General features: G+C 71.8%; 20 protein-coding genes. 11 read left to right on the forward strand and 9 right to left on the reverse strand.

What is annotated here, in order from left to right; all coding sequences use genetic code 11:
- Nucleotides 1-5: 5 nt before the first annotated feature.
- Nucleotides 6-182, forward strand: coding sequence for a DUF6104 family protein (locus KG111_RS11650; RefSeq protein ID WP_205292574.1), 177 nt, complete (start codon nucleotides 6-8; stop codon nucleotides 180-182).
- 136 nt (nucleotides 183-318) lie between these two features.
- On the forward strand, nucleotides 319-924 hold the full coding sequence (locus KG111_RS11655) for an acetoacetate decarboxylase family protein (RefSeq protein ID WP_205292573.1): 606 nt from the start codon (nucleotides 319-321) through the stop codon (nucleotides 922-924).
- Here KG111_RS11655 and KG111_RS11660 read toward each other — a convergent pair.
- Genes KG111_RS11660 through KG111_RS11670 form a run of 3 tightly spaced genes read right to left on the reverse strand, consistent with a single transcriptional unit; the run spans nucleotide 876 to nucleotide 3,601 of the window.
- Entirely contained in the window at nucleotides 876-1,175 is a 300-nt protein-coding gene (locus tag KG111_RS11660) for a hypothetical protein (protein ID WP_213449988.1), read from the reverse strand. The two genes, KG111_RS11655 and KG111_RS11660, sit on opposite strands and share 49 nt — an antisense overlap.
- A 24-nt stretch (nucleotides 1,176-1,199) precedes the next feature.
- Nucleotides 1,200-2,384: a fatty acid desaturase family protein gene (locus KG111_RS11665; protein WP_205292572.1), complete on the reverse strand. Its 1,185-nt coding sequence runs from the start codon at nucleotides 2,382-2,384 to the stop codon at nucleotides 1,200-1,202.
- Nucleotides 2,385-2,416: 32 nt separating this feature from the next.
- Nucleotides 2,417-3,601 carry a flavin reductase family protein gene (locus tag KG111_RS11670; RefSeq protein ID WP_205292571.1) on the reverse strand — a complete coding sequence of 395 codons (1,185 nt, stop codon included), beginning with the start codon at nucleotides 3,599-3,601 and terminating at the stop codon, nucleotides 2,417-2,419.
- Nucleotides 3,602-3,722: 121 nt separating this feature from the next.
- On the opposite strand from KG111_RS11670, the gene KG111_RS11675 reads away from it, so the two are divergent.
- Nucleotides 3,723-4,349 carry a TetR family transcriptional regulator gene (locus tag KG111_RS11675; protein ID WP_249666100.1) on the forward strand — a complete coding sequence of 209 codons (627 nt, stop codon included), beginning with the start codon at nucleotides 3,723-3,725 and terminating at the stop codon, nucleotides 4,347-4,349.
- Between the two features lie 19 nt (nucleotides 4,350-4,368).
- Here the strand turns inward: KG111_RS11675 and KG111_RS11680 are convergent, their stop codons facing one another.
- The 4 genes from KG111_RS11680 to KG111_RS11695 all read right to left on the reverse strand — a co-directional run bounded on the left by KG111_RS11680 (nucleotide 4,369) and on the right by KG111_RS11695 (nucleotide 8,655).
- The gene (locus KG111_RS11680) at nucleotides 4,369-5,871 is read right to left on the reverse strand and encodes an MDR family MFS transporter (protein ID WP_205292570.1); all 1,503 of its coding nucleotides are present in this window, start codon (nucleotides 5,869-5,871) and stop codon (nucleotides 4,369-4,371) included.
- A 132-nt stretch (nucleotides 5,872-6,003) separates the two neighbouring features.
- Nucleotides 6,004-6,978: a zinc-binding dehydrogenase gene (locus KG111_RS11685; protein WP_205292569.1), complete on the reverse strand. Its 975-nt coding sequence runs from the start codon at nucleotides 6,976-6,978 to the stop codon at nucleotides 6,004-6,006.
- Between the two features lie 33 nt (nucleotides 6,979-7,011).
- Nucleotides 7,012-8,127: an NAD(P)-dependent malic enzyme gene (locus tag KG111_RS11690; RefSeq protein ID WP_205292568.1), complete on the reverse strand. Its 1,116-nt coding sequence runs from the start codon at nucleotides 8,125-8,127 to the stop codon at nucleotides 7,012-7,014.
- A 168-nt stretch (nucleotides 8,128-8,295) separates the two neighbouring features.
- Entirely contained in the window at nucleotides 8,296-8,655 is a 360-nt protein-coding gene (locus KG111_RS11695) for a S24/S26 family peptidase (RefSeq protein ID WP_205292567.1), read from the reverse strand.
- 57 nt (nucleotides 8,656-8,712) lie between these two features.
- Here KG111_RS11695 and sodN point away from each other — a divergent pair, with 57 nt between their 5' ends.
- The 5 genes from sodN (at nucleotide 8,713) to KG111_RS11720 (ending at nucleotide 12,475) form a co-directional block, all read left to right on the forward strand.
- A complete protein-coding gene (sodN, locus tag KG111_RS11700) occupies nucleotides 8,713-9,123 on the forward strand; it encodes a superoxide dismutase, Ni (RefSeq protein WP_205292566.1) in 411 nt (136 codons plus the stop codon).
- A gap of 277 nt (nucleotides 9,124-9,400) precedes the next feature.
- Nucleotides 9,401-10,198, forward strand: a complete 798-nt coding sequence (locus KG111_RS11705; protein WP_205292565.1) for a hypothetical protein — start codon at nucleotides 9,401-9,403, stop codon at nucleotides 10,196-10,198.
- A gap of 265 nt (nucleotides 10,199-10,463) precedes the next feature.
- Nucleotides 10,464-11,072: a hypothetical protein gene (locus tag KG111_RS11710; protein WP_205292564.1), complete on the forward strand. Its 609-nt coding sequence runs from the start codon at nucleotides 10,464-10,466 to the stop codon at nucleotides 11,070-11,072.
- 126 nt (nucleotides 11,073-11,198) lie between these two features.
- Nucleotides 11,199-11,648 (forward strand): ATP-binding protein, encoded by a 450-nt coding sequence (locus KG111_RS11715; RefSeq protein ID WP_240196043.1) that lies wholly within the window; start codon nucleotides 11,199-11,201, stop codon nucleotides 11,646-11,648.
- A complete protein-coding gene (locus KG111_RS11720; RefSeq protein WP_205292563.1) occupies nucleotides 11,645-12,475 on the forward strand; it encodes an RNA polymerase sigma factor SigF in 831 nt (276 codons plus the stop codon). The genes KG111_RS11715 and KG111_RS11720 overlap by 4 nt, the downstream gene beginning before the upstream one ends.
- 3 nt (nucleotides 12,476-12,478) lie before the next feature.
- Here KG111_RS11720 and KG111_RS11725 read toward each other — a convergent pair whose 3' ends face one another.
- A complete protein-coding gene (locus tag KG111_RS11725; RefSeq protein WP_205292562.1) occupies nucleotides 12,479-12,796 on the reverse strand; it encodes a hypothetical protein in 318 nt (105 codons plus the stop codon).
- Between the two features lie 263 nt (nucleotides 12,797-13,059).
- On the opposite strand from KG111_RS11725, the gene KG111_RS11730 reads away from it, so the two are divergent.
- Nucleotides 13,060-13,314, forward strand: a complete 255-nt coding sequence (locus KG111_RS11730) for a WhiB family transcriptional regulator (protein ID WP_038678054.1) — start codon at nucleotides 13,060-13,062, stop codon at nucleotides 13,312-13,314.
- 57 nt (nucleotides 13,315-13,371) lie between these two features.
- On the opposite strand, the gene KG111_RS11735 is transcribed toward KG111_RS11730, so the two are convergent.
- Nucleotides 13,372-14,850 (reverse strand): sensor histidine kinase, encoded by a 1,479-nt coding sequence (locus KG111_RS11735; RefSeq protein ID WP_205292561.1) that lies wholly within the window; start codon nucleotides 14,848-14,850, stop codon nucleotides 13,372-13,374.
- 328 nt (nucleotides 14,851-15,178) lie between these two features.
- Here KG111_RS11735 and KG111_RS11740 point away from each other — a divergent pair, with 328 nt between their 5' ends.
- Both KG111_RS11740 and KG111_RS11745 read left to right on the forward strand, forming a co-directional pair.
- On the forward strand, nucleotides 15,179-15,814 hold the full coding sequence (locus tag KG111_RS11740) for a DUF2785 domain-containing protein (RefSeq protein WP_432806880.1): 636 nt from the start codon (nucleotides 15,179-15,181) through the stop codon (nucleotides 15,812-15,814).
- A 38-nt stretch (nucleotides 15,815-15,852) separates the two neighbouring features.
- Entirely contained in the window at nucleotides 15,853-17,595 is a 1,743-nt protein-coding gene (locus KG111_RS11745; RefSeq protein ID WP_205292560.1) for an acetolactate synthase, read from the forward strand.
- Nucleotides 17,596-17,599 lie beyond the last annotated feature (4 nt).

Consider the following 17,599-nt stretch of genomic DNA (forward strand, 5'->3'; position numbering starts at 1 on the left):
GCGACGTGTACTTCACCGACCGCGGTATCGAGGAGCTCGAGCGGCGTCGGGGTGACGAGGAGGTCACCTTGGCGTGGCTGGGTGAGCGGCTGCAGGAGTTCGTCGACATCAACCCCGAGTTCGAGGTCGCCGTCGAGCGGTTCGCCACCTGGCTGGCACGGCTCGACGACCCGGAGGACTGACCCGGACGCACGAGGCACGCAGCAGACCCCGGCCCATCGGGCCGGGGTCTGCTGCGTCCCGGCCTGTCCACGGGCCTGTCCACGGCGTGACCACGACCCTCGCCCACACGTGTGCTGCGTCACTAGGGTGGCCGCCGTGACCGCCTACCCCCCTGCTCCCTGGCACATGCACGGCTCGCTGTGGCTCTCGGTCCTGCGGCTGCGCGAGGACGTCGACGAGCACCACCCCGCCGGCCAGTACGGCGTCGCGCTGGTCTCCTACGAGGCGCCCAGCCCGCTGACCTACCGCGAGCTGCTGCTCGCCCGCACGACCAAGACGCCCGAGGGCAAGGGTGCGGTGACGATCACCGACATCTGGGTCGACTCGGCCGCCTCCCAGGCCGGCGGTCGCGAGCTCTGGGCGATCCCCAAACAGCTGTGCGACTTCGAGGCCGAGACCGCGACCCGCGGGCCGCTGACGTCGGCGCGCTGGGGTGCGAGCACCGCGTCCGCACCGATCGTGACGGCACGGTTCACCGACGTCTCACGGGCGGCGCCGCGGGTGCCCTTCACCGGCGACGTGGTGCAGCCGGGCATCGCCGAGCACCCCGACACCGCCTTCGTGACCATGAAGGGATCGGCCAAGGCGCTCCCCTGCCGGGCGCGCTGGACGTTCGACCCCCAGGGTCCCCTGGGGTTCCTCGCCGGAGCGCGTCAGCTGGGCTCGTTCCGGATGGACCGGTTCCGGCTCTCGTTCATCTGAGCGACCTCCGCGACCGGGCCGAGGCCGTCCCCGAGACCGTCCCCACTGGCGGCCTCGGCCAGCGCCCGGCGGGAGGAGTCCCGGATCTCGAAGAGCTCGGTCGCGAACCCGCCCACGGCGCCGGCGACGTCGCCCACGGCTCGGGTGACGATCGAGGTCACCTCGCCGACGGTGTGGGCCGCCGCCTGGGCACCTGCCTGCACGGCGTCCTTGGCGATCTCGGCTCGGCTCAGCTCATCACGTGGGCTCATGGGCTCAGTGTCCCCCGACCTGGCTCAGGCGGCCACTGCGTCGTCGCGCCCGGCGTCGGGCCCGGGCACGGGTGCCTCCTGCGCCTGACCGCCCGGCAGGGAGAGCCGGACGATCTTGCGGAACACGCTGAACAGCTGCTTGTGCAGCGGACCGGTGTTGTAGGGCAGGCCGTAGCGCTCACAGATGTCCTGGACCTCCGCGGCGATCTCCGGGTAGCGGCGCGCCGGCAGGTCGGGGAAGAGGTGGTGCTCGATCTGGTGCGAGAGGTTGCCGCTCATCAGGTGCATCAGGCGGCTGCCGGTGATGTTGGCGGAACCCAGCATCTGGCGCAGGTACCACTGCCCCCGGGTCTCCTCCGCGGTCTCCTCCGCCGTGAACGACGCGACGCCCGCCGGGAAGTGCCCGCAGAAGATGATGTTGAACGCCCACACGTTGCGCACCAGGTTGGCGGTGGCGTTGCCGGCGAAGGTCAGCGGGAACAGCGGGCCGGTCAGGGCCGGGAACAGCACGTAGTCCTTGAGCGCCTGGCGCTTGATCTTGCGCAGCAGGCCCGGGTAGAGCGGCTTGTTGTCCTTCAGGCTGCGCTTGCCGGAGACGATGTTCTCGACCTCGAGGTCGTGCAGCGCCACGCCCCACTCGAACAGCACCATCAGCGCGAAGGCGTAGACCGGGTTGCCGAGGTAGTAGGGGTGCCACTTCTGGTCGGGGTCCATCCGCAGGATGCCGTACCCGATGTCGCGGTCCTTGCCGATGATGTTCGTGAAGGTGTGGTGGATGTAGTTGTGCGAGTACTTCCACTGCTCGCCGGGGCACACGGTGTCCCAGTCGAACATCCGGGAGTTGAAGGCCGGGTCGCCCAGGAAGTCGTACTGGCCGTGCATCACGTTGTGGCCGATCTCCATGTTGTCGAGGATCTTCGACACCGAGAGCGCGGCGACCGCGAGCGGCCAGGCGGGCGGCAGGTAGAACAGGGCGCGGCCGGCGACCTCGAGCCCGCGCTGCGTCTTCACCACGTTGCGCAGGTAGGCGGCGTCGGCCTCGCCGAGGTCGGCCAGCACGCGCTGGCGCAGCGCGTCGAGCTCCTTGCCCAGGCTCTCGACCTGCTCGGCGGTCAGGCCGTGGTACCGGGTGTCATCGGCAGTGTCGGCAGCGGTGTCGGCAGCGGTGTGGTCGGTGGACTCGGCGGTGTGGTCGGTGGTGCTGGTCATGTCTGGCTCCTTCGTACGGCGGGTGGCGCGTCTCAGAGGTCGATCTGGCAGTCGCCGGCAGCGGCGGTGACGCAGATCCGGATCTCCTCGTCCGGCAGGGAGGACTCCTCGCCGGTCAGGAGGTTGCGTGTGGTGCCCGCGACCTTGGTCCGCGTGCAGGAGAAGCAGATGCCCATCCGGCAGCCGTGCTCGGGGCTCAGCCCCAGGGCCTCGGCCTGCTCGAGGAGGCTGGTGCCGTCCGCGGGCGCGCTCAGCCCGGAACGGGCGAAGGCGACCTCCCCGGTGACGTCCTGGTCGCCGCGGGCGGCTCGGGCGACGAGCGGCTTGAAGAACTCCATCCGCAACCGGGGCGCCAGGACGCCGTCGCGGTCGGTGTAGGCCTCGGTGACGAGCTCGACGAGGCCGGCGGGCCCGCACAGCCAGGTGTCGGTGTTGCGGAAGTCCGGCACCAGTCGCCGCAGCTCGAGCTCGTTGAAGGTCTCCTCGCCGTGACGCAGGTGGACGTCGACGCCGTTGTCGGCGGCGGCGATGGCGGCCAGCTCCTCGGCGAAGATCTGGTCCTCGGGGCTGCGGGCGTAGTGCAAGAAGGTCACCCGCCGGCCGGCGTGGCCGTCGTACCCGTCGCGCAGCAGGGTGCGGACCATGGACATGGCCGGGGTGATGCCGGACCCGCCGGTGAGGAACAGCAGGTGGTTGGCCGTGGGGGTCGCGGGGCTCTCGGCGAGGGTGAACTCGCCCTGGGCCTGCGAGAGGTGCAGGATCATGCCCGGCCGCGCTTCGCTGACGAGGTACGAGGAGACCTGTCCCTCGGCGTGGGCGCGGATGGTGAGCGTAATCTGCTCGCCGGGCGCCGAGGCGGGCGAGGAGATCGAGAACGCGCGGGTGAGGCGGCGGGCGGAGCCGGGCAGCTCGACGCCGACGAGGACGTGCTGGCCGGCGCGGTGCCCGCGCCAGCTGGTGGTGGGCTGCAGGGTCAACGTGGCGACGGGCGCGGCGTCCGAGGACGGGTTCTCCCGGTGCACCGAGACGATGCGCGCGCGGACGTCGTGCGCGGCCCACATGGGGTGGAAGCGCTCGAGGTAGCGGTCCACGCCGTGCGGCGTGGTCAGGGCGGCGGTGAGCCGGGAGCGGAGCACGCCGTCGAGCACCCGCCGCGTCACCGGGAGCCGGGAGCCGGGATTCGCAGGCACTGCCTGCTCGGGGATGAGCGCGGTCATCGCGCCTCCTTCGGATTTCAGTGTACGTGCGTACACCGAAAACAGTACGCAGAGCCGGGCGTCGTTCAACGCCTCGGCCACGTGACAGTGGACACATGTGCACTGCTCGTAGGATGGAGGCGTGACGGTGCCGCGGCTGGAGCAGAAGGAGCGGACCCGGCGCGCCATCCTGGACGCGGCGCTGGGCCTGTCCGACGAGTCCACCCTCCTCGCGCTGTCCCTGCGGCAGGTCGCCAAGGAGGTCGGCATCGTGCCGACGGCGTTCTACCGTCACTTCGACTCGATCGAGGAGCTCGGCCTCACCCTGGTCGAGGAGTCCCTGGACACGCTGCGCACCCTGCTGCGTGCGCTGCGCCGCGGCGCGGGCGCGGACTACCGGACGATCATCGACGGGTCCGTCACGGTCCTCGTCGAGCAGGTGCGCCAGCACCACGCCCACTTCGGCTTCATCGCTCGCGAGCGGTTCGCCGGGCCGCCGGCGGTGCGCGCCGCCATCGAGCACGGCATCGACCTGGCGGAGAAGGAGCTGGCGGCCGACCTGGCCCAGCTGCCGGGTACCGACCAGTGGAGCGCACGCGACCGCGAGATGCTGTCGGGCCTCATCGTGGGCGCGATGGTGTCGACCGCCGAGCGCCTGATCTCGGTGGCCCCGTCCTCGCCGGACGAGGAGCGGATCGCCGAGACCACCCGGACCCAGCTGCGAATGCTCCTGGTCGGCGCCATCAACTGGCGCTCCCAGCCCGACTGAGCGCGGGGTTCAGTCCGGGTCAGTGCGGCGCGGGGGCGCCCTCGGGCGCGTCCACCTTCGCCGGCAGCAGCAGCGCGAGCCCCACCACGACGACGCCGATCACGGCCCCGGCCGCGAACGCCCACTGCAGCCCGCCCATGAAGGCGTCCGCGGGCGCGGCGCCGGACGCCGCCAGGTGCTCCGAGCGTCCGTCGAGGATGACCACGAGCAGGGCCGTGCCCAACGCGCCGGCCACCTGCTGCAGAGTGCCGAGCAGGGAGCTGCCGTGCGAGTACAGGTGCGGCGCCAGGTCGGCGAGCCCGATGGTGAACACCGGAGTGAAGATCATCGCCAGGGTCACCATCAGGCCCACGTGCAGCGCCAGGATGAGCGCGTACGGCGTATCGGTGCCGATCCGGCTGAGACCGAACAGGAAGGCCACCATCCCGATCGAGCCCGGGATCACGAGCGGCCGTGAACCCACGCGGTCGTAGATGCGCCCCACCGTCGGGCCGAGCAGGCCCATCGCGACACCACCCGGCATGACCAGCAGGCCCGTCTCCAGCTCCGAGAGGCCGCGCAGGTTCTGCAGGTAGAGCGGGAGCAGGATCATCGAGCCGAGGAAGGCCATGAAGCCCGCGGACATCAGCAGCAGCGAGATCGCGTAGTTGCGGTGGCGCAGGGTGCGCAGGTCCATCAGCGGCCCGGACCCGCGCTGCAGCACCAGCTGGTAGGCGGCGAACGACGCGATCAGCGCCACCCCCACCGCGATGATGAGGGTGGGCTCGACCCACCCGGTGGCACCGATCCGGCTGACGCCGTACACGAAGCTGCCGAAGCCGCCCGCCGCGAGCGCCACGCTCAGCCAGCTGACCGGCGTGCGCCGGGTCTCCCCCACGTTCTCGAGCTGGCGCAGGCCCAGCACCGCCACGAGCACCGCGACCGGGAGCACGGCGACGAAGATGAGCCTCCAGGAACCGAGCTCCAGCAGGACCCCGGAGACGGTCGGGCCCAGCGCGGGCGCGCACGCCATCGCCAGGCTGACCTGCCCCATGACCCGGCCGCGGTCCTGGGCCGCGACGACGGTCATCAGGGTGGTCATCAGCAGCGGCATCATCACCGCCGTGCCGGCCGCCTGCACCACCCGCGCCACCAGCAGGACCTCGAAGGTGGGGGCGAGTGCGGCGATCAGCGTGCCGGCGGAGAAGGTCGCCATCGCCGCCGTGTACGCCGTCCGGGTGCTGACCCGCTGCAGGAACCAGCCGGTGACCGGGATGACCGCGGCCATGGTGAGCATGAACGCGGTGGAGAGCCACTGCGCGGTCCGTTCGGTGATCGAGAAGTCGACCATCAGCCGCGGGATCGCGTTGACCATGATCGTCTCGTTGAGGATCACCACGAAGGTGGCCGCCACGAGCAGCTTGACCACCAGCGGGGTGCGGCCCACCGGCGCGACGGACCCGGACCCGGACCCGGCCCCGGCCCCGCGGTCGTGGCGGGCGGGGACCTCGGTCGGGCCGGAGGTCTCGAGGGGCGCGGTCATGGAAGGGTCCTTCTGCTCGTCGGCGCCGACGTCACGGCAGGACCGATCGGCCCCGGGGGATGCAATGCTCGCGCGGCCGATCTGATTCCCGGGACCGGTCTCCCCCGGCGCCGCCCTCGAGCGGCTCCGCGCTCAGCGGGTGAAGACGACCTTGCCGAAGACGTCGCCGGCCGCCATGGCCGCGAAGCCCTCGCGCGCCTCGGTCATCGGCAGCACGCGATCGATCACGGGGCGCACGCCGGTGCTGTCGAGCAGGTTGACCAGGGCGGCCAGCTCGCCGCGGGTCCCCATGGTCGAGCCGATCACGCTGAGCTGGAGGAAGAAGATCCGGGTCAGCTCGGCGTCGTCCAGCTTCGGACCCGAGGTGGTTCCCGAGATGACGATCTTGCCGCCCGGCCGCAACGCGCGGACCGAGTGCGACCACGTGGCCCGGCCGACCGTCTCCATGACGGCGTCGACCTTGGCCGGGAGCCGGGCCCCGGACTCGAAGACCTCGTGGGCGCCCAGCTCGAGCGCCTTGTCCCGCTTCGCCTGGTCACGGCTGGTGGCCAGCACGCGCAGCCCGCCGGCGCGCGCGAGCGCGATGAGCGCCGTCGCCACGCCTCCCCCGGCCCCCTGCACGAGCACGGTGTCCCCGGCCTTCAGGCCGCCCTGGACGAACAGCATCCGGTAGGCGGTGAGCCACGCGGTGGGCAGGCACGCGGCCTCCTCGAAGGACAGCGAGGCCGGCTTGGGCACGACGTTGCGCCGCGGCACCACGACCTTGTCCGCGAAGGTGCCCTGGTGGCGCTCGGAGAGCAGGGAGCGTCGCGGGTCGAGCGTCTCGTCGCCGGCCCAGTCCGGGTCGGAGACCACGGCGTGCACCACGACCTCGTTGCCGTCCTCGTCGTAGCCGGCGGCGTCGCAGCCGAGGATCATCGGCAGCGCCTCCTGCTTGAGCCCCACGCCACGCAGCGACCACAGGTCGTGGTGGTTGAGGGAGGCGGCCTTGACGGTGACGGTGGTCCAGCCCTCGGGGGCGACCGGGTCCGGTCGCTCCCCCACGACCAGGCCGGTCAGCGGGTCGTCGGCGGAGCTGGCGAAGGAATCGGCGTAGACGGCGAACACGTGCCGCAGCCTAGTGGGACCGCCCCAACGAGCTCAGGAGCGTGCGACCCCGTCGCGGCGGGCCGCCTCGGCGACGGCCGCGGCGACCGCCGGTCCGACCCGCGGGTCGAACGGCGAGGGGATCACGTAGTCCTCGGAGAGGTCGTCGCCGACCAGTGCAGCGAGGGCGTCGGCGGCGGCCACCTTCATGCCCTCCGTGATCGCGCTGGCGTGGGCGTCGAAGGCTCCGCGGAAGATCCCCGGGAAAGCGAGCACGTTGTTGATCTGGTTCGGGAAGTCGGAGCGGCCGGTGGCCACCACCCGGGCGTGCCGGTGCGCCACGTCGGGGTGCACCTCGGGGTTCGGGTTGGCCATCGCGAAGATGATCGCGTCGTCGGCCATGGTCGCCACCACGTCCTCGGGCACGGTGCCACCGGAGACACCGATGTAGACGTCGGCGCCCTCGAAGACGTCGGCGAGGGTGCCCCGACGCCCGCAGCGGTCGGCGGTCAGCTCGGCGAGGGCCTTCTTGGACGGCGTCAGGTCGTGCCGCTCCGAGCTCACCACGCCCTTGCGGTCGGTCACCGCGATGTCCTCGACGCCGGCGGCGAGCAGGATCCTGGCGATCGCGACACCGGCGGCACCGGCACCGGAGATCACCACGCGGGTGGACTCCGGGGCGCGCCCGGTGAGCCGCAGCGCGTTCACGAGGGCGGCGAGCGTCACCACCGCGGTGCCGTGCTGGTCGTCGTGGAAGACCGGGATGTCGAGGGCCTCCTTGAGGCGGTCCTCGATCTCGAAGCAGCGCGGGGCCGAGATGTCCTCGAGGTTGATCCCGCCGAAGCTCGGCGCGAGCCGGACCACGGTCTCGATGATCTCCTCGACGTCGGTGGTGGCCAGGCAGATCGGCACCCCGTCCACGCCACCGAACTGCTTGAAGAGCACCGCCTTGCCCTCCATCACCGGCATCGCCGCGGCGGGGCCGATGTCGCCCAGTCCGAGCACCGCGGTGCCGTCGGTCACGATGGCGACGGTGTTGGGCACCCACGTGTAGTGCCGGGTCAGGGACGGGTCGGCGGCGATGGCCTCGCAGACCTCGGCGACACCTGGCGTGTAGGCCAGCGACAGCTGGTCCTTCGTGCTGACGTCCGCGGTGGGTACGGTCGCCATCTTTCCGCCGAGGTGGAGGTCGAAGACGGGGTCTCCGGCGCGCGGGTGGGAGGAAGGGACTTCGATGGCCACGATCATCGATGTTCCCACACGGCAGCGCAGGGCTACGCACCACCCGGGCCATGGGACCCAGGACGCAGAGACAGGCTCGCTGCGGCGTCCGGGGGCTCAGTCCTGGGTCCGCCGGCGACGCAGCAGCGCGGGACGCGGCGCGATCCGCAGCCGGGCCACGGCCCACACGTCGTGCTCCGCGATCACGCCCCAGCGGGTCGAGTCGGTGCTCCGCGCGGGGTTGTCTCCGAGCAGCCACCATCCGCCGGGCCGACGCTCGGCGGCCCGCTTGACGGCCACCGTCCCATCAGGCAGTCGCGCCACCACCACGTGCCCGGCCCGGACCGGCGTCCCGTAGGTGACGAGGAGGCGGTCACCGGACCTCAGCGTCGGGTACATCGAGTCGCCTCGGACGATCGCGGCACCGAGCCTGCGCGGCCGCCTGCCGGAACGGCCCTGCGCCACGTGCTCGCCCATGGCGAGTAGTGTCGCAGGCGCACCTTTCTTACCGACGAAAGACAGGAGAGGACCCACATGTTCTCGCGTCTCATCTCTCGCGTGGTCGCCCCGACCATCGAGGTCTCTGCGCACTGCGACCTGCCCTGCGGCATCTACGACCCGGCTCAGGCCCGGATCGAGGCCGAGTCGATCAAGGCGATCATCGCCAAGGTCGCCGACAACGACGACCCGGACTTCCGCACCCGTGCCGTGCTCATCAAGGAGCAGCGCTCCGAGCTGGTCAAGCACCACCTGTGGGTGCTGTGGACCGACTACTTCAAGCCGCCGCACTTCGAGAAGTACCCGCAGCTGCACACGCTGTTCAACGACGCCACGAAGCTGGCCGGTGCCACCGGCACCAAGGGCAACCTCGACGCTGCGAAGGCCGACGAGCTCCTCGCGAAGATCGACGAGATCGCCGAGATCTTCTGGGAGACCAAGAAGTGAGCCTGAGCCCCGAGCCTGCTCGGGGCAGGGACGGGACCCCCTCGGGCGCGTAGCCCTCTGGGTCCGACCCCCGAGGACCTAGGTCCCGACTCCGCCGACCGTGCATCCAATTCGGGTGCACGGTCGGGTGTTTTTGCCGGTGTCCTAGGTCACATCGAGGCCGATCGGCCCTACGGTGGGCGGCGGACCGGGCCCAATGGCCCGGCGCAGACACCGACTCGACGCCCCCGAGGGAGACCGGGGCGACGGGATGGTCCAACCGGAGGGAGACCGCGCGATGCACCGCGCCCTGTTCAAGATCATCGTCGGCCTGGCCGTCGCCCTGGGATTGACCCTGGCAGCCACGCCGGGAGCCACCGCCGCACCGGCGGCACCCGCGCAGGCCGCCGCCGCACCGGACTGCACCGCCGCGCAGAACGCCTACAACCAGTCCGCGAGGTCGCACACCGCCGCCGTCAAGGCCGCCAAGAGCGCCCAGACCAAGCTCAAGAAGCTCAAGAAGAAGCTCAAGAAGGCCAAGGTCAGCCACAAGAAGGCGAAGTCCAAGAAGGCCAAGAAGGCCAAGGCGAAGAAGGTCAAGAAGCTGCGCAAGCAGGTGACCAAGGCGCGCTCGGACCGGGACGCACGGACGAAGTACGCCCAGCGCACCGCGGTCACCCGCAACTACAGCGCCGGCGCTCTGCAGCGCTGCCGCAGCGGCGCACCCGCGACGGGCAAGGACAGCCCGATCCAGGCCCTGTGCGACGCCGGCCTGCCGCAGCAGGTCTGTGACGAGCTCGCCAAGCTGGTCCCCGGCGGCTCCTCGGCGAGCCCGATCGGGGCGCTGTGCGCGCAGGCTCCGCAGGCCAAGCCGCTGTGCGACCTGCTCGGCGGCCAGGTGCCGGCCGACTTCGACCCCGCCGACCTGCTCGAGGTGCTGCAGACCGTGCTGGGCACCATCGGCCTGGGCGACCTGCTCGGCCAGCTGCCGGGCGGCGCCGGCGGCCTGGGCGACCTGCTCCCCGAGACCGGGCTGACCGACCTGCTCGACGCGCTCGGTCTCAGCGCCCTGCTGGGCGGCCTGCCCGGCAGGTAGAGGAGCCCAGCGGTCAGGACACGACCTCCCTCACGGGCCCGCGGGACACGATCCCGCGGGCCTGTACCTTTTTCGGACGATCAGGACAGGGACCTGGGGCCCGGGTGGGGCATGCCCGATTCCCGGAATTCGTGGCGAGGGTCCACCAAGGTCCCTTAGGGTGTGCGCCGAGCCGGGCCCCCCATGAGCCCGGCAGACGTTCCCGGTCGTCGCTCGGAGGGACACTGACGGCGGCCGGCATTCCCGAGGGAGAACCACTTCAGTGATGCATCGCGCCCTTCTCAAGATCGTCCTGGGCATCGCCGTCGCCCTGGGCCTCACGCTGACCGCCGCGCCCGTGGCCACGGCCGCACCGGCGCCCGCGCGTGAGGTCAGCGCCCGCGCAGCCGAGGACTGCACGGTGCAGGCGTCGGCGGTCGGCCTGGCCAAGACGACCTACACCGCCTCGCACAGCAAGCTCAAGAACCTCAAGGCCAAGAAGGCCAAGCTCAAGAAGCTGCTGAAGAAGGCCACGAAGGCCCAGTCCGTCAAGAAGACCCAGAAGGCGAAGCGCAAGGCCGCCAAGAAGGTCACCCACTACAAGAAGCGCATCAAGGGCACCGACAAGCAGATCCGCAAGGCCCGTGCCACGAAGACCACGGCCGTCCGTTCGGTGAGCGCCACCCAGTCGGCCTACCGGGCCTGCCAGGCGGGCGACAGCGCGGTGCCCGGTCCGATCGCGGCCGGCGCCAACCCGCTCGACTTCCTCGGCGAGGTGCTCGACAGCCTCGGCTTGGGCTACCTGGTCAAGATCCTGGGACTGGACGCGGTGCTCAAGCTGCCGGGCCTGCAGGACCTGCTGCGGCTCCTGGGCCTGGGCCCGATCCTGGACTGAGCCTGCTGCGTGGCGACGGCCGCGCTCCCGCACGGGGGCGCGGCCGTTGCCGTAGGCTCTTCGCGATCGCGCGGCCCACGCCCGTCACACCACCCGTCACACCAGCAGATCCCGCGGAGGAACGGTATGTCCGAGCCGAGCAGCGTCGTCTCCCTCAACGTCGTCCGAGGTGGCCCGAGCGTGTCGCCGACCGAGAAGGACCTCGCCGACGAGGTGGAGCTGCGGCTTCCTGCGGACGGTGCCTACGCCTCGGTGCTGCGCACCCTGACCGCCGGGCTGGCCGCACGGCTCGACCTGACCCTCGACGACATCGAGGACCTGCGCATCGCCGTCTCCGAGGCCGCCGCGATGGTCCTGGAGCAGGCCGACGACGACGCCGTCCTCGACTGCACCTTCCGGCTCAGCGCCGGCGAGCTCGCCTTGACCATCGCGACCACCGCGACCGAGCCCGAGGACCCGGACTACGAGAGCTTCGGCTGGCAGGTGCTGGCGACGCTGACGGCCGAGGCCGCCATCGACACCACGCCCGACAGCTACGCCGTGCGGCTCACCGTCCGCTCCTCCGTAGAGTCATGAACTCCGACCCGGTATCGGAGACCGCCGGCGGAGCGCCCGGCACCGCACGCTCCGCGGCGGTGGAGGCGACCCGGCGGCGCAGCGCCGAGCTGTTCGGCGTGCTGCGCGACGAGTCCGCCTCGCAGGCCGAGCGCGACGTCGCCCGCGACGACCTGGTGCACCTGCACCTGCCCCTGGTCGAGCACTGCGCCCGCCGGTTCCGCAACCGCGGCGAGCCCTACGAGGACCTCGTCCAGGTGGGCACCATCGGACTGATCAAGTCCGTCGACCGCTTCGACACCGACCGCGGGGTCGAGTTCTCGACCTACGCGACCCCGACCATCATCGGCGAGATCAAGCGCTACTTCCGCGACAAGGGCTGGGCCATCCGGGTGCCCCGCCGGCTCCAAGAGCTTCGCATGCAGATCACTGCCAGCACCGCCGAGCTGACCCAGAGCCTCGGCCGCTCCCCCACCCCCCGCGAGCTCGCCGAGGCGATCGGGTGCTCGGTGGAGGACGTCGTGGAGGGCCTGGAGTCCAGCAACGCCTACGCCACGCTGTCGTTGGACGCCACCGACGACGACTCCGACCGCGGCGGCGGGCAGAGCATGCTCGACGCCATCGGCATCGACGACGAGGCGCTCGAGCACGTCGAGATCCGCGAGTCGGTCAAGCCGCTGCTGGAGAACCTGCCGCCGCGCGAGAAGCGCATCCTGCTGCTGCGCTTCTTCAAGAACATGACCCAGTCGCAGATCGCCGAGGAGATCGGCGTCTCCCAGATGCACGTCTCGCGGCTGCTCAGCCGCACCCTCGAGCAGCTCCGGCAGTCACTGGAGGCAGAGGCCTGAGCCTCAGCGCTCGAGGGCCTCGATCGTGTCGCGGTGCAGCATCCCCGCCAGGACGACCAGCGCCGTCACCAGCAGCGCGATGGCCAGCACGGCGTGCTCCCTGACGTTCCAGGCCAGGCCGAGCGAGATCAGCTGAGTGAGCAGCACGGGGCCGCGGGTCCAGGACAGGCGCTGGCGCAGCCCCCACCCCGCGGCGAGCAGCAGCACGCCGTACGCCGCGAGGAACCCGGCCGTGGACAGACCGAGCCCGAGGCGGGCGGAGCTCACGCTCGCCAGCTCCAGGACCGACAGCAGGACCAGCGTGAGACCCTGGACTGCCACGAGGGAGGCCGCTACGGTCAGAGGAGGCGGGTTGCCCGCCGGGTCGTTCGCAGGGCTATCGGTCACCGCTCCAGCGTAGTCAGGAGCACCGGCGTGTGCCCAGGCGACATCTTTGTGACACAAACGACCAAGGGATTCGCTTGATATGTGAACGATTCCTTGGAAACCTAGCAGAAGCGCGATCGTGAAGCCGTTCACTTTTGCGGTCTCACGCGTGCCCTCAGCCGGGCCCCTTGCCACGTAGGAAAGAAGGCACCTCCCCCATGGATTGGCGACACCGTTCCGCATGCCTCGACGAGGATCCGGAGCTGTTCTTCCCGATCGGCAACACCGGCCCCGCCATCCTCCAGATCGAGGAGGCGAAGGCGGTGTGCCGGCGATGCGACGTACGCGAGCAGTGTCTCGCGTGGGCCCTCGAGGCGGGCCAGGACCACGGCGTGTGGGGTGGCCTCAGCGAGGACGAGCGACGTGCGCTGAAGCGCCGCAACGCCCGGGCCCGGGTCCGGACCCCCGTCTGACCGAATCGTTCCGAACGCCCGGGCCGCACGAGCGGTCCGGGCTTTTCTTCTGCCGGCTCACTCGACGGGGATGCTGATCCCCGCCCGCGTCCCGCCGTCGGGGCCGCGGCCGAGGGTGAGGTGACCGCCCAGCTCGGACTCCACGAGAGTCCGCACGATCGACAGCCCCAGGCTCGTGGCGTTGTCGAGGTCGAAGCCCTCGGGCAGTCCTCGGCCGTCGTCGGCCACGGTCACCTCCAGGACGGCACCGTGCCGCTGCGCGTGCAGCGTGATCCGGCCCGAGGCGCCTGCCTCGAAACCGTGCTCGGCGGCGTTCTGCATCAGCTCCATCACCACCATCGCCAGCGGAGTGGCGACCTCCGAGTCGAGCACCCCGAAGCTGCCCTCGCGCCGGACCTGGACCTGCGCGGTGGTCGACCCGACGTCGGTGACGAGCCGGGTGAGCCGGTCGGCGATGTCGTCGAAGGCCACCGACTCCTCGACGGCCTGGCTCAAGGTCTCGTGAACGATCGCGATCGACCCCACGCGCCGTACCGCCTCCTCGAGCGCGGCCACGGCCTCCGGTGAGCCGATCCGGCGTGCCTGCAGCCGCAGCAGCGCCGCCACCGTCTGCAGGTTGTTCTTCACCCGGTGGTGGATCTCTCGGATGGTGGCGTCCTTGGTGATCAGCTCCCGGTCGCGCCGGCGCAGGTCGGTGACGTCGCGCAGCAGGATGATGCCGCCGATGTGCTCGCCCTTCGGCCGCAGCGGGATGGCGCGCACGATGAGCGAGACGTCGTCCCCGGGTCCCCCACCGGAGCCGAGCTCGGTGTCGCGGTGCGCCCGGCCACCGAGCACCGCGCTGAGGGTCTCCTCGTCCGGGCGCCGCTTGGGCGGGACGAGCTCGCGGGTCAGGTCGGCGAGCAGGTGGCCGGTCAGGTCCCCGGTCAGCCCGAGCTTGCGGTAGACCGACAGGCCGTTCGGGCTGGCGAACACGACCCGGCCGTCGGCGTCCACCCGCAGGAAGCCGTCGCCCACGCGGGGTGAGTCGGCGTGGTCGCTGCGCTGACCCTCACTCGGGAAGAGGCCGAGGGCGATCATGTTCGCCAGGTCGCTGGCCGCCTGCAGGTAGTTGATCTCCAGCAGGCTCGGCGTGCGCACCCCGAGCAGGTTGGTGTTGCGGCTGATCACCGCGATCACCCGGCCCTCACGGCGCACCGGGATCGCCTCCACCCGCACCGGCACCTCGTCGCGCCACTCCGGGTCGCCCTCGCGCGCGATCCGGCCGACCTCGTAGGCGGTGTCCACGAGGGGGCGCCGGCCACGAGGCAGGTGGGTGCCGACGATGTCGTCGACGTAGGCCGTGGGCCCCGTCGTGGGCCGCATCTGGTCCCCGGCCCAGAAGCCGGTGCCGTCCCGGGCCGGGAGCCACAGCACCAGGTCGGCGAAGGAGAGGTCGGCGATCACCTGCCAGTCCGCCTGGATCAGCTGGAGCCAGGCGATGTCGGCGGCGTCGAGGTCGGTGTGGCGGCGCGCGATCGCGGACAGGGAGGGCACGACGGCAAACCTAGGACAGGTCCGGGCGCCGCACCTCGGCGGTGCGGGAGGCGAGGAGGTTTGGCAAGATAAGGGGTCGGGGTCATCCCGCTCGTCCTGTGGGAGGAAGCTCATCGTGGTTGTGGACTGGGCGCTGCTGCGCGAGCGCCTGCGCAACGGTGAGCGGCGACCTCCGAGCGAGCACCCGCTGGACGACCTGACCGCACAGCTCACCCGGATGCTGGGCGACCCCGACCCCGAGGTCCGCGACACGCTGGCCTACGCGTTCCTGGCGACCTGGACCGAGCACGGCGTGTACGACGACCTGCTGACCGGCCTCGGCGACGGCATGTGCGCCGGCCTCACCGTCGGCCTCGGCGAGACCGACACCGACTCAGTGTTCCGACGCAGCTTCTCCGCGCTCGTGCTGGCCGAGTGCATCGATCGCGACACCGTGGTGCGCCGCCAGCCCGCAGACCGGATCCTGGGCTGGGGCGACCGGCTGGCCGGGTGGTACGTGCGCGAGCAGGACCTGCGCGGCTTCGTGCCGGGCAAGGGCTGGGCGCACGCCGCGGCCCACGGCGCGGACGCCCTCGGCGCACTGGCCCGCTCCCCACACCTCGATGTCCCCGAGCTGACGGTGCTGCTCGACGTCATCGCCGACCGCGTGCTGGCCCCGGGCACCCCGCTGCTGGTGCACGGCGAGCCGGACCGGATCGCGCACGCGGTGCTGGAGATCCTGCTGCGCGACCGGGTGCCGCTGTCCATCCTCGAGCCCTGGGTGGCGCGCCTCGAGATGGGCGCGCGCGTCAAGCCGTCCCGGGGCGAGGACCCCTACCTGCGCACCGGCAACGCCCAGGCGGTGCTGCGGGCGCTCTACCTGCAGCTCGCCGTGTCCCCGCGCCAGCCCGAGGTCCGCTCCGACCTGCTGCTGTGCGTCGTCGCCTCCCTGCGGCGCATCCACCCGGCGCTGCTGACCCGCTGAACCACCCCGCCTCGCCACAGCCTCGCTAGGGTGCGCACGTGACCTCCACCACTCCCGATCCCGCAGCCCTCGACGTCACCGGCACCGGCGACACCGGAGACGACGCGCAGCGCACCGGCCACGCCGGCGAGCTCGCCGTCGCGGTCGCCCAGGCCCACGGCGTCGAGACGATGTTCACCCTCTCCGGCGCCCACGTCTTCCCGATGTACGACGGCGCAGTGAAGTCCGCGCAGGCACGCGAGGCCGACCCCGGCGCCCCGCAGCCGATCGCGATCATCGACGTGCGCCACGAGCAGACCGCGGCGTTCGCCGCCGAGGCGACCGGGAAGCTGACCCGGGTGCCCGGCCTGGCGGTGCTGACCGCCGGGCCCGGGGTGACCAACGGGGTGAGCGCCATGGCGCAGGCCTCGTTCGCCGGCTCGCCGATGGTCGTGGTCGGGGGCCGCGCCCCCAACAACCGGTGGGGCACCGGCGCCCTGCAGGAGATCGACCACCTGCCGATCGTCTCGCCGGTCACCAAGCACGCCGCCACCCTGACCACCGCCGACGACGTGGCCGCCGGATTCGACGCCGCGTTCACCCTGGCCCGCTCCTCGCACCGCGGCCCGACCTACGTCGACGTGCCGATGGACGAGTTCTTCAACGTCGGCACCGGCACCGTGCCCACGGTCGGCGAGCTGCGCGGCGCCGCGCCCGACACCGACGCGATCGACCGGGTCGTGCGGCTGCTGGCCCGCGCCGAGCGTCCGCTGCTGGTGCTCGGCACCGACGTGTGGGCCGACCGCGCCGAGCATGCCGCGCTGCGCCTGGTCGAGGAGATGCGGCTGCCCGCGATCACGAACGGCATGGGCCGCGGCGTCGTACCCGGAGGGCACCCGATGCTGGTCACCAAGGCGCGCAGCACCGCGCTGAACGGCGCGGACCTGGTGGTGGTCGTCGGCACGCCGCTCGACTTCCGCCTGGGCTACGGCGTCTTCGGCGGCAAGGACGGGGCCCGGCCCGCGGCGGTGGTGCACATCGCTGACTCCCCCGCCCAGGTCTCGGCCCACGCCGACCTCGCCGACTCGGTCTCCGGCGACCTCAGCACCGTGCTCGACGGCCTGCTGGAGGGCCTGGCCCGCGCCGCACAGCCGGACCGGGCCGCCTGGATCTCGCTGCTGCAGGACACGGTGGCCGCGGCGAACGCCAAGGACGCCGAGCTGCTGCGGGCCGAGGCCGACCCGGTGCACCCGGCCCGGATCTACGGCGAGCTCGTGCCGCGCCTGGCCGACGACGCGGTGGTGATCGGCGACGGCGGCGACTTCGTCTCCTTCGCCGGCAAGTACGTCGAGCCGCGCCGGCCCGGCGGCTGGCTGGACCCCGGCCCCTACGGCTGCCTGGGCGCCGGTCTCGGTGCCGCGATCGCGGCGCGGGTCGCCCGCCCGTCCTCGCAGGTCGTGCTGCTGCTCGGCGACGGCGCCGCCGGGTTCTCGCTGATGGACGTCGACACCTTGGTGCGTCACGACCTCCCGGTCGTGATGGTGATGGGCAACAACTCCGCCTGGGGCCTGGAGAAGGGCCCCATGCAGATGCTCTACGGCTACGACGTCGCGGCCGACCTCGCCGCCGCCACCTCCTACGACAAGGTGGTCGGTGCGCTCGGCGGGGCTGGTGAGACGATCACCGACCCGCGTGGCATCGGCCCCGCCCTGGACCGGGCGTTCGCCTCCGGCGTGCCCTACCTGGTCAACGTGATCACGGACGTGAACGCGGCCTACCCGCGCAACACGTTCGGGATCTGAGGGG

The sequence above is a fragment of the Nocardioides faecalis genome, assembly GCF_018388425.1.
Taxonomy (GTDB): Bacteria; Actinomycetota; Actinomycetes; order Propionibacteriales; family Nocardioidaceae; genus Nocardioides; species Nocardioides faecalis.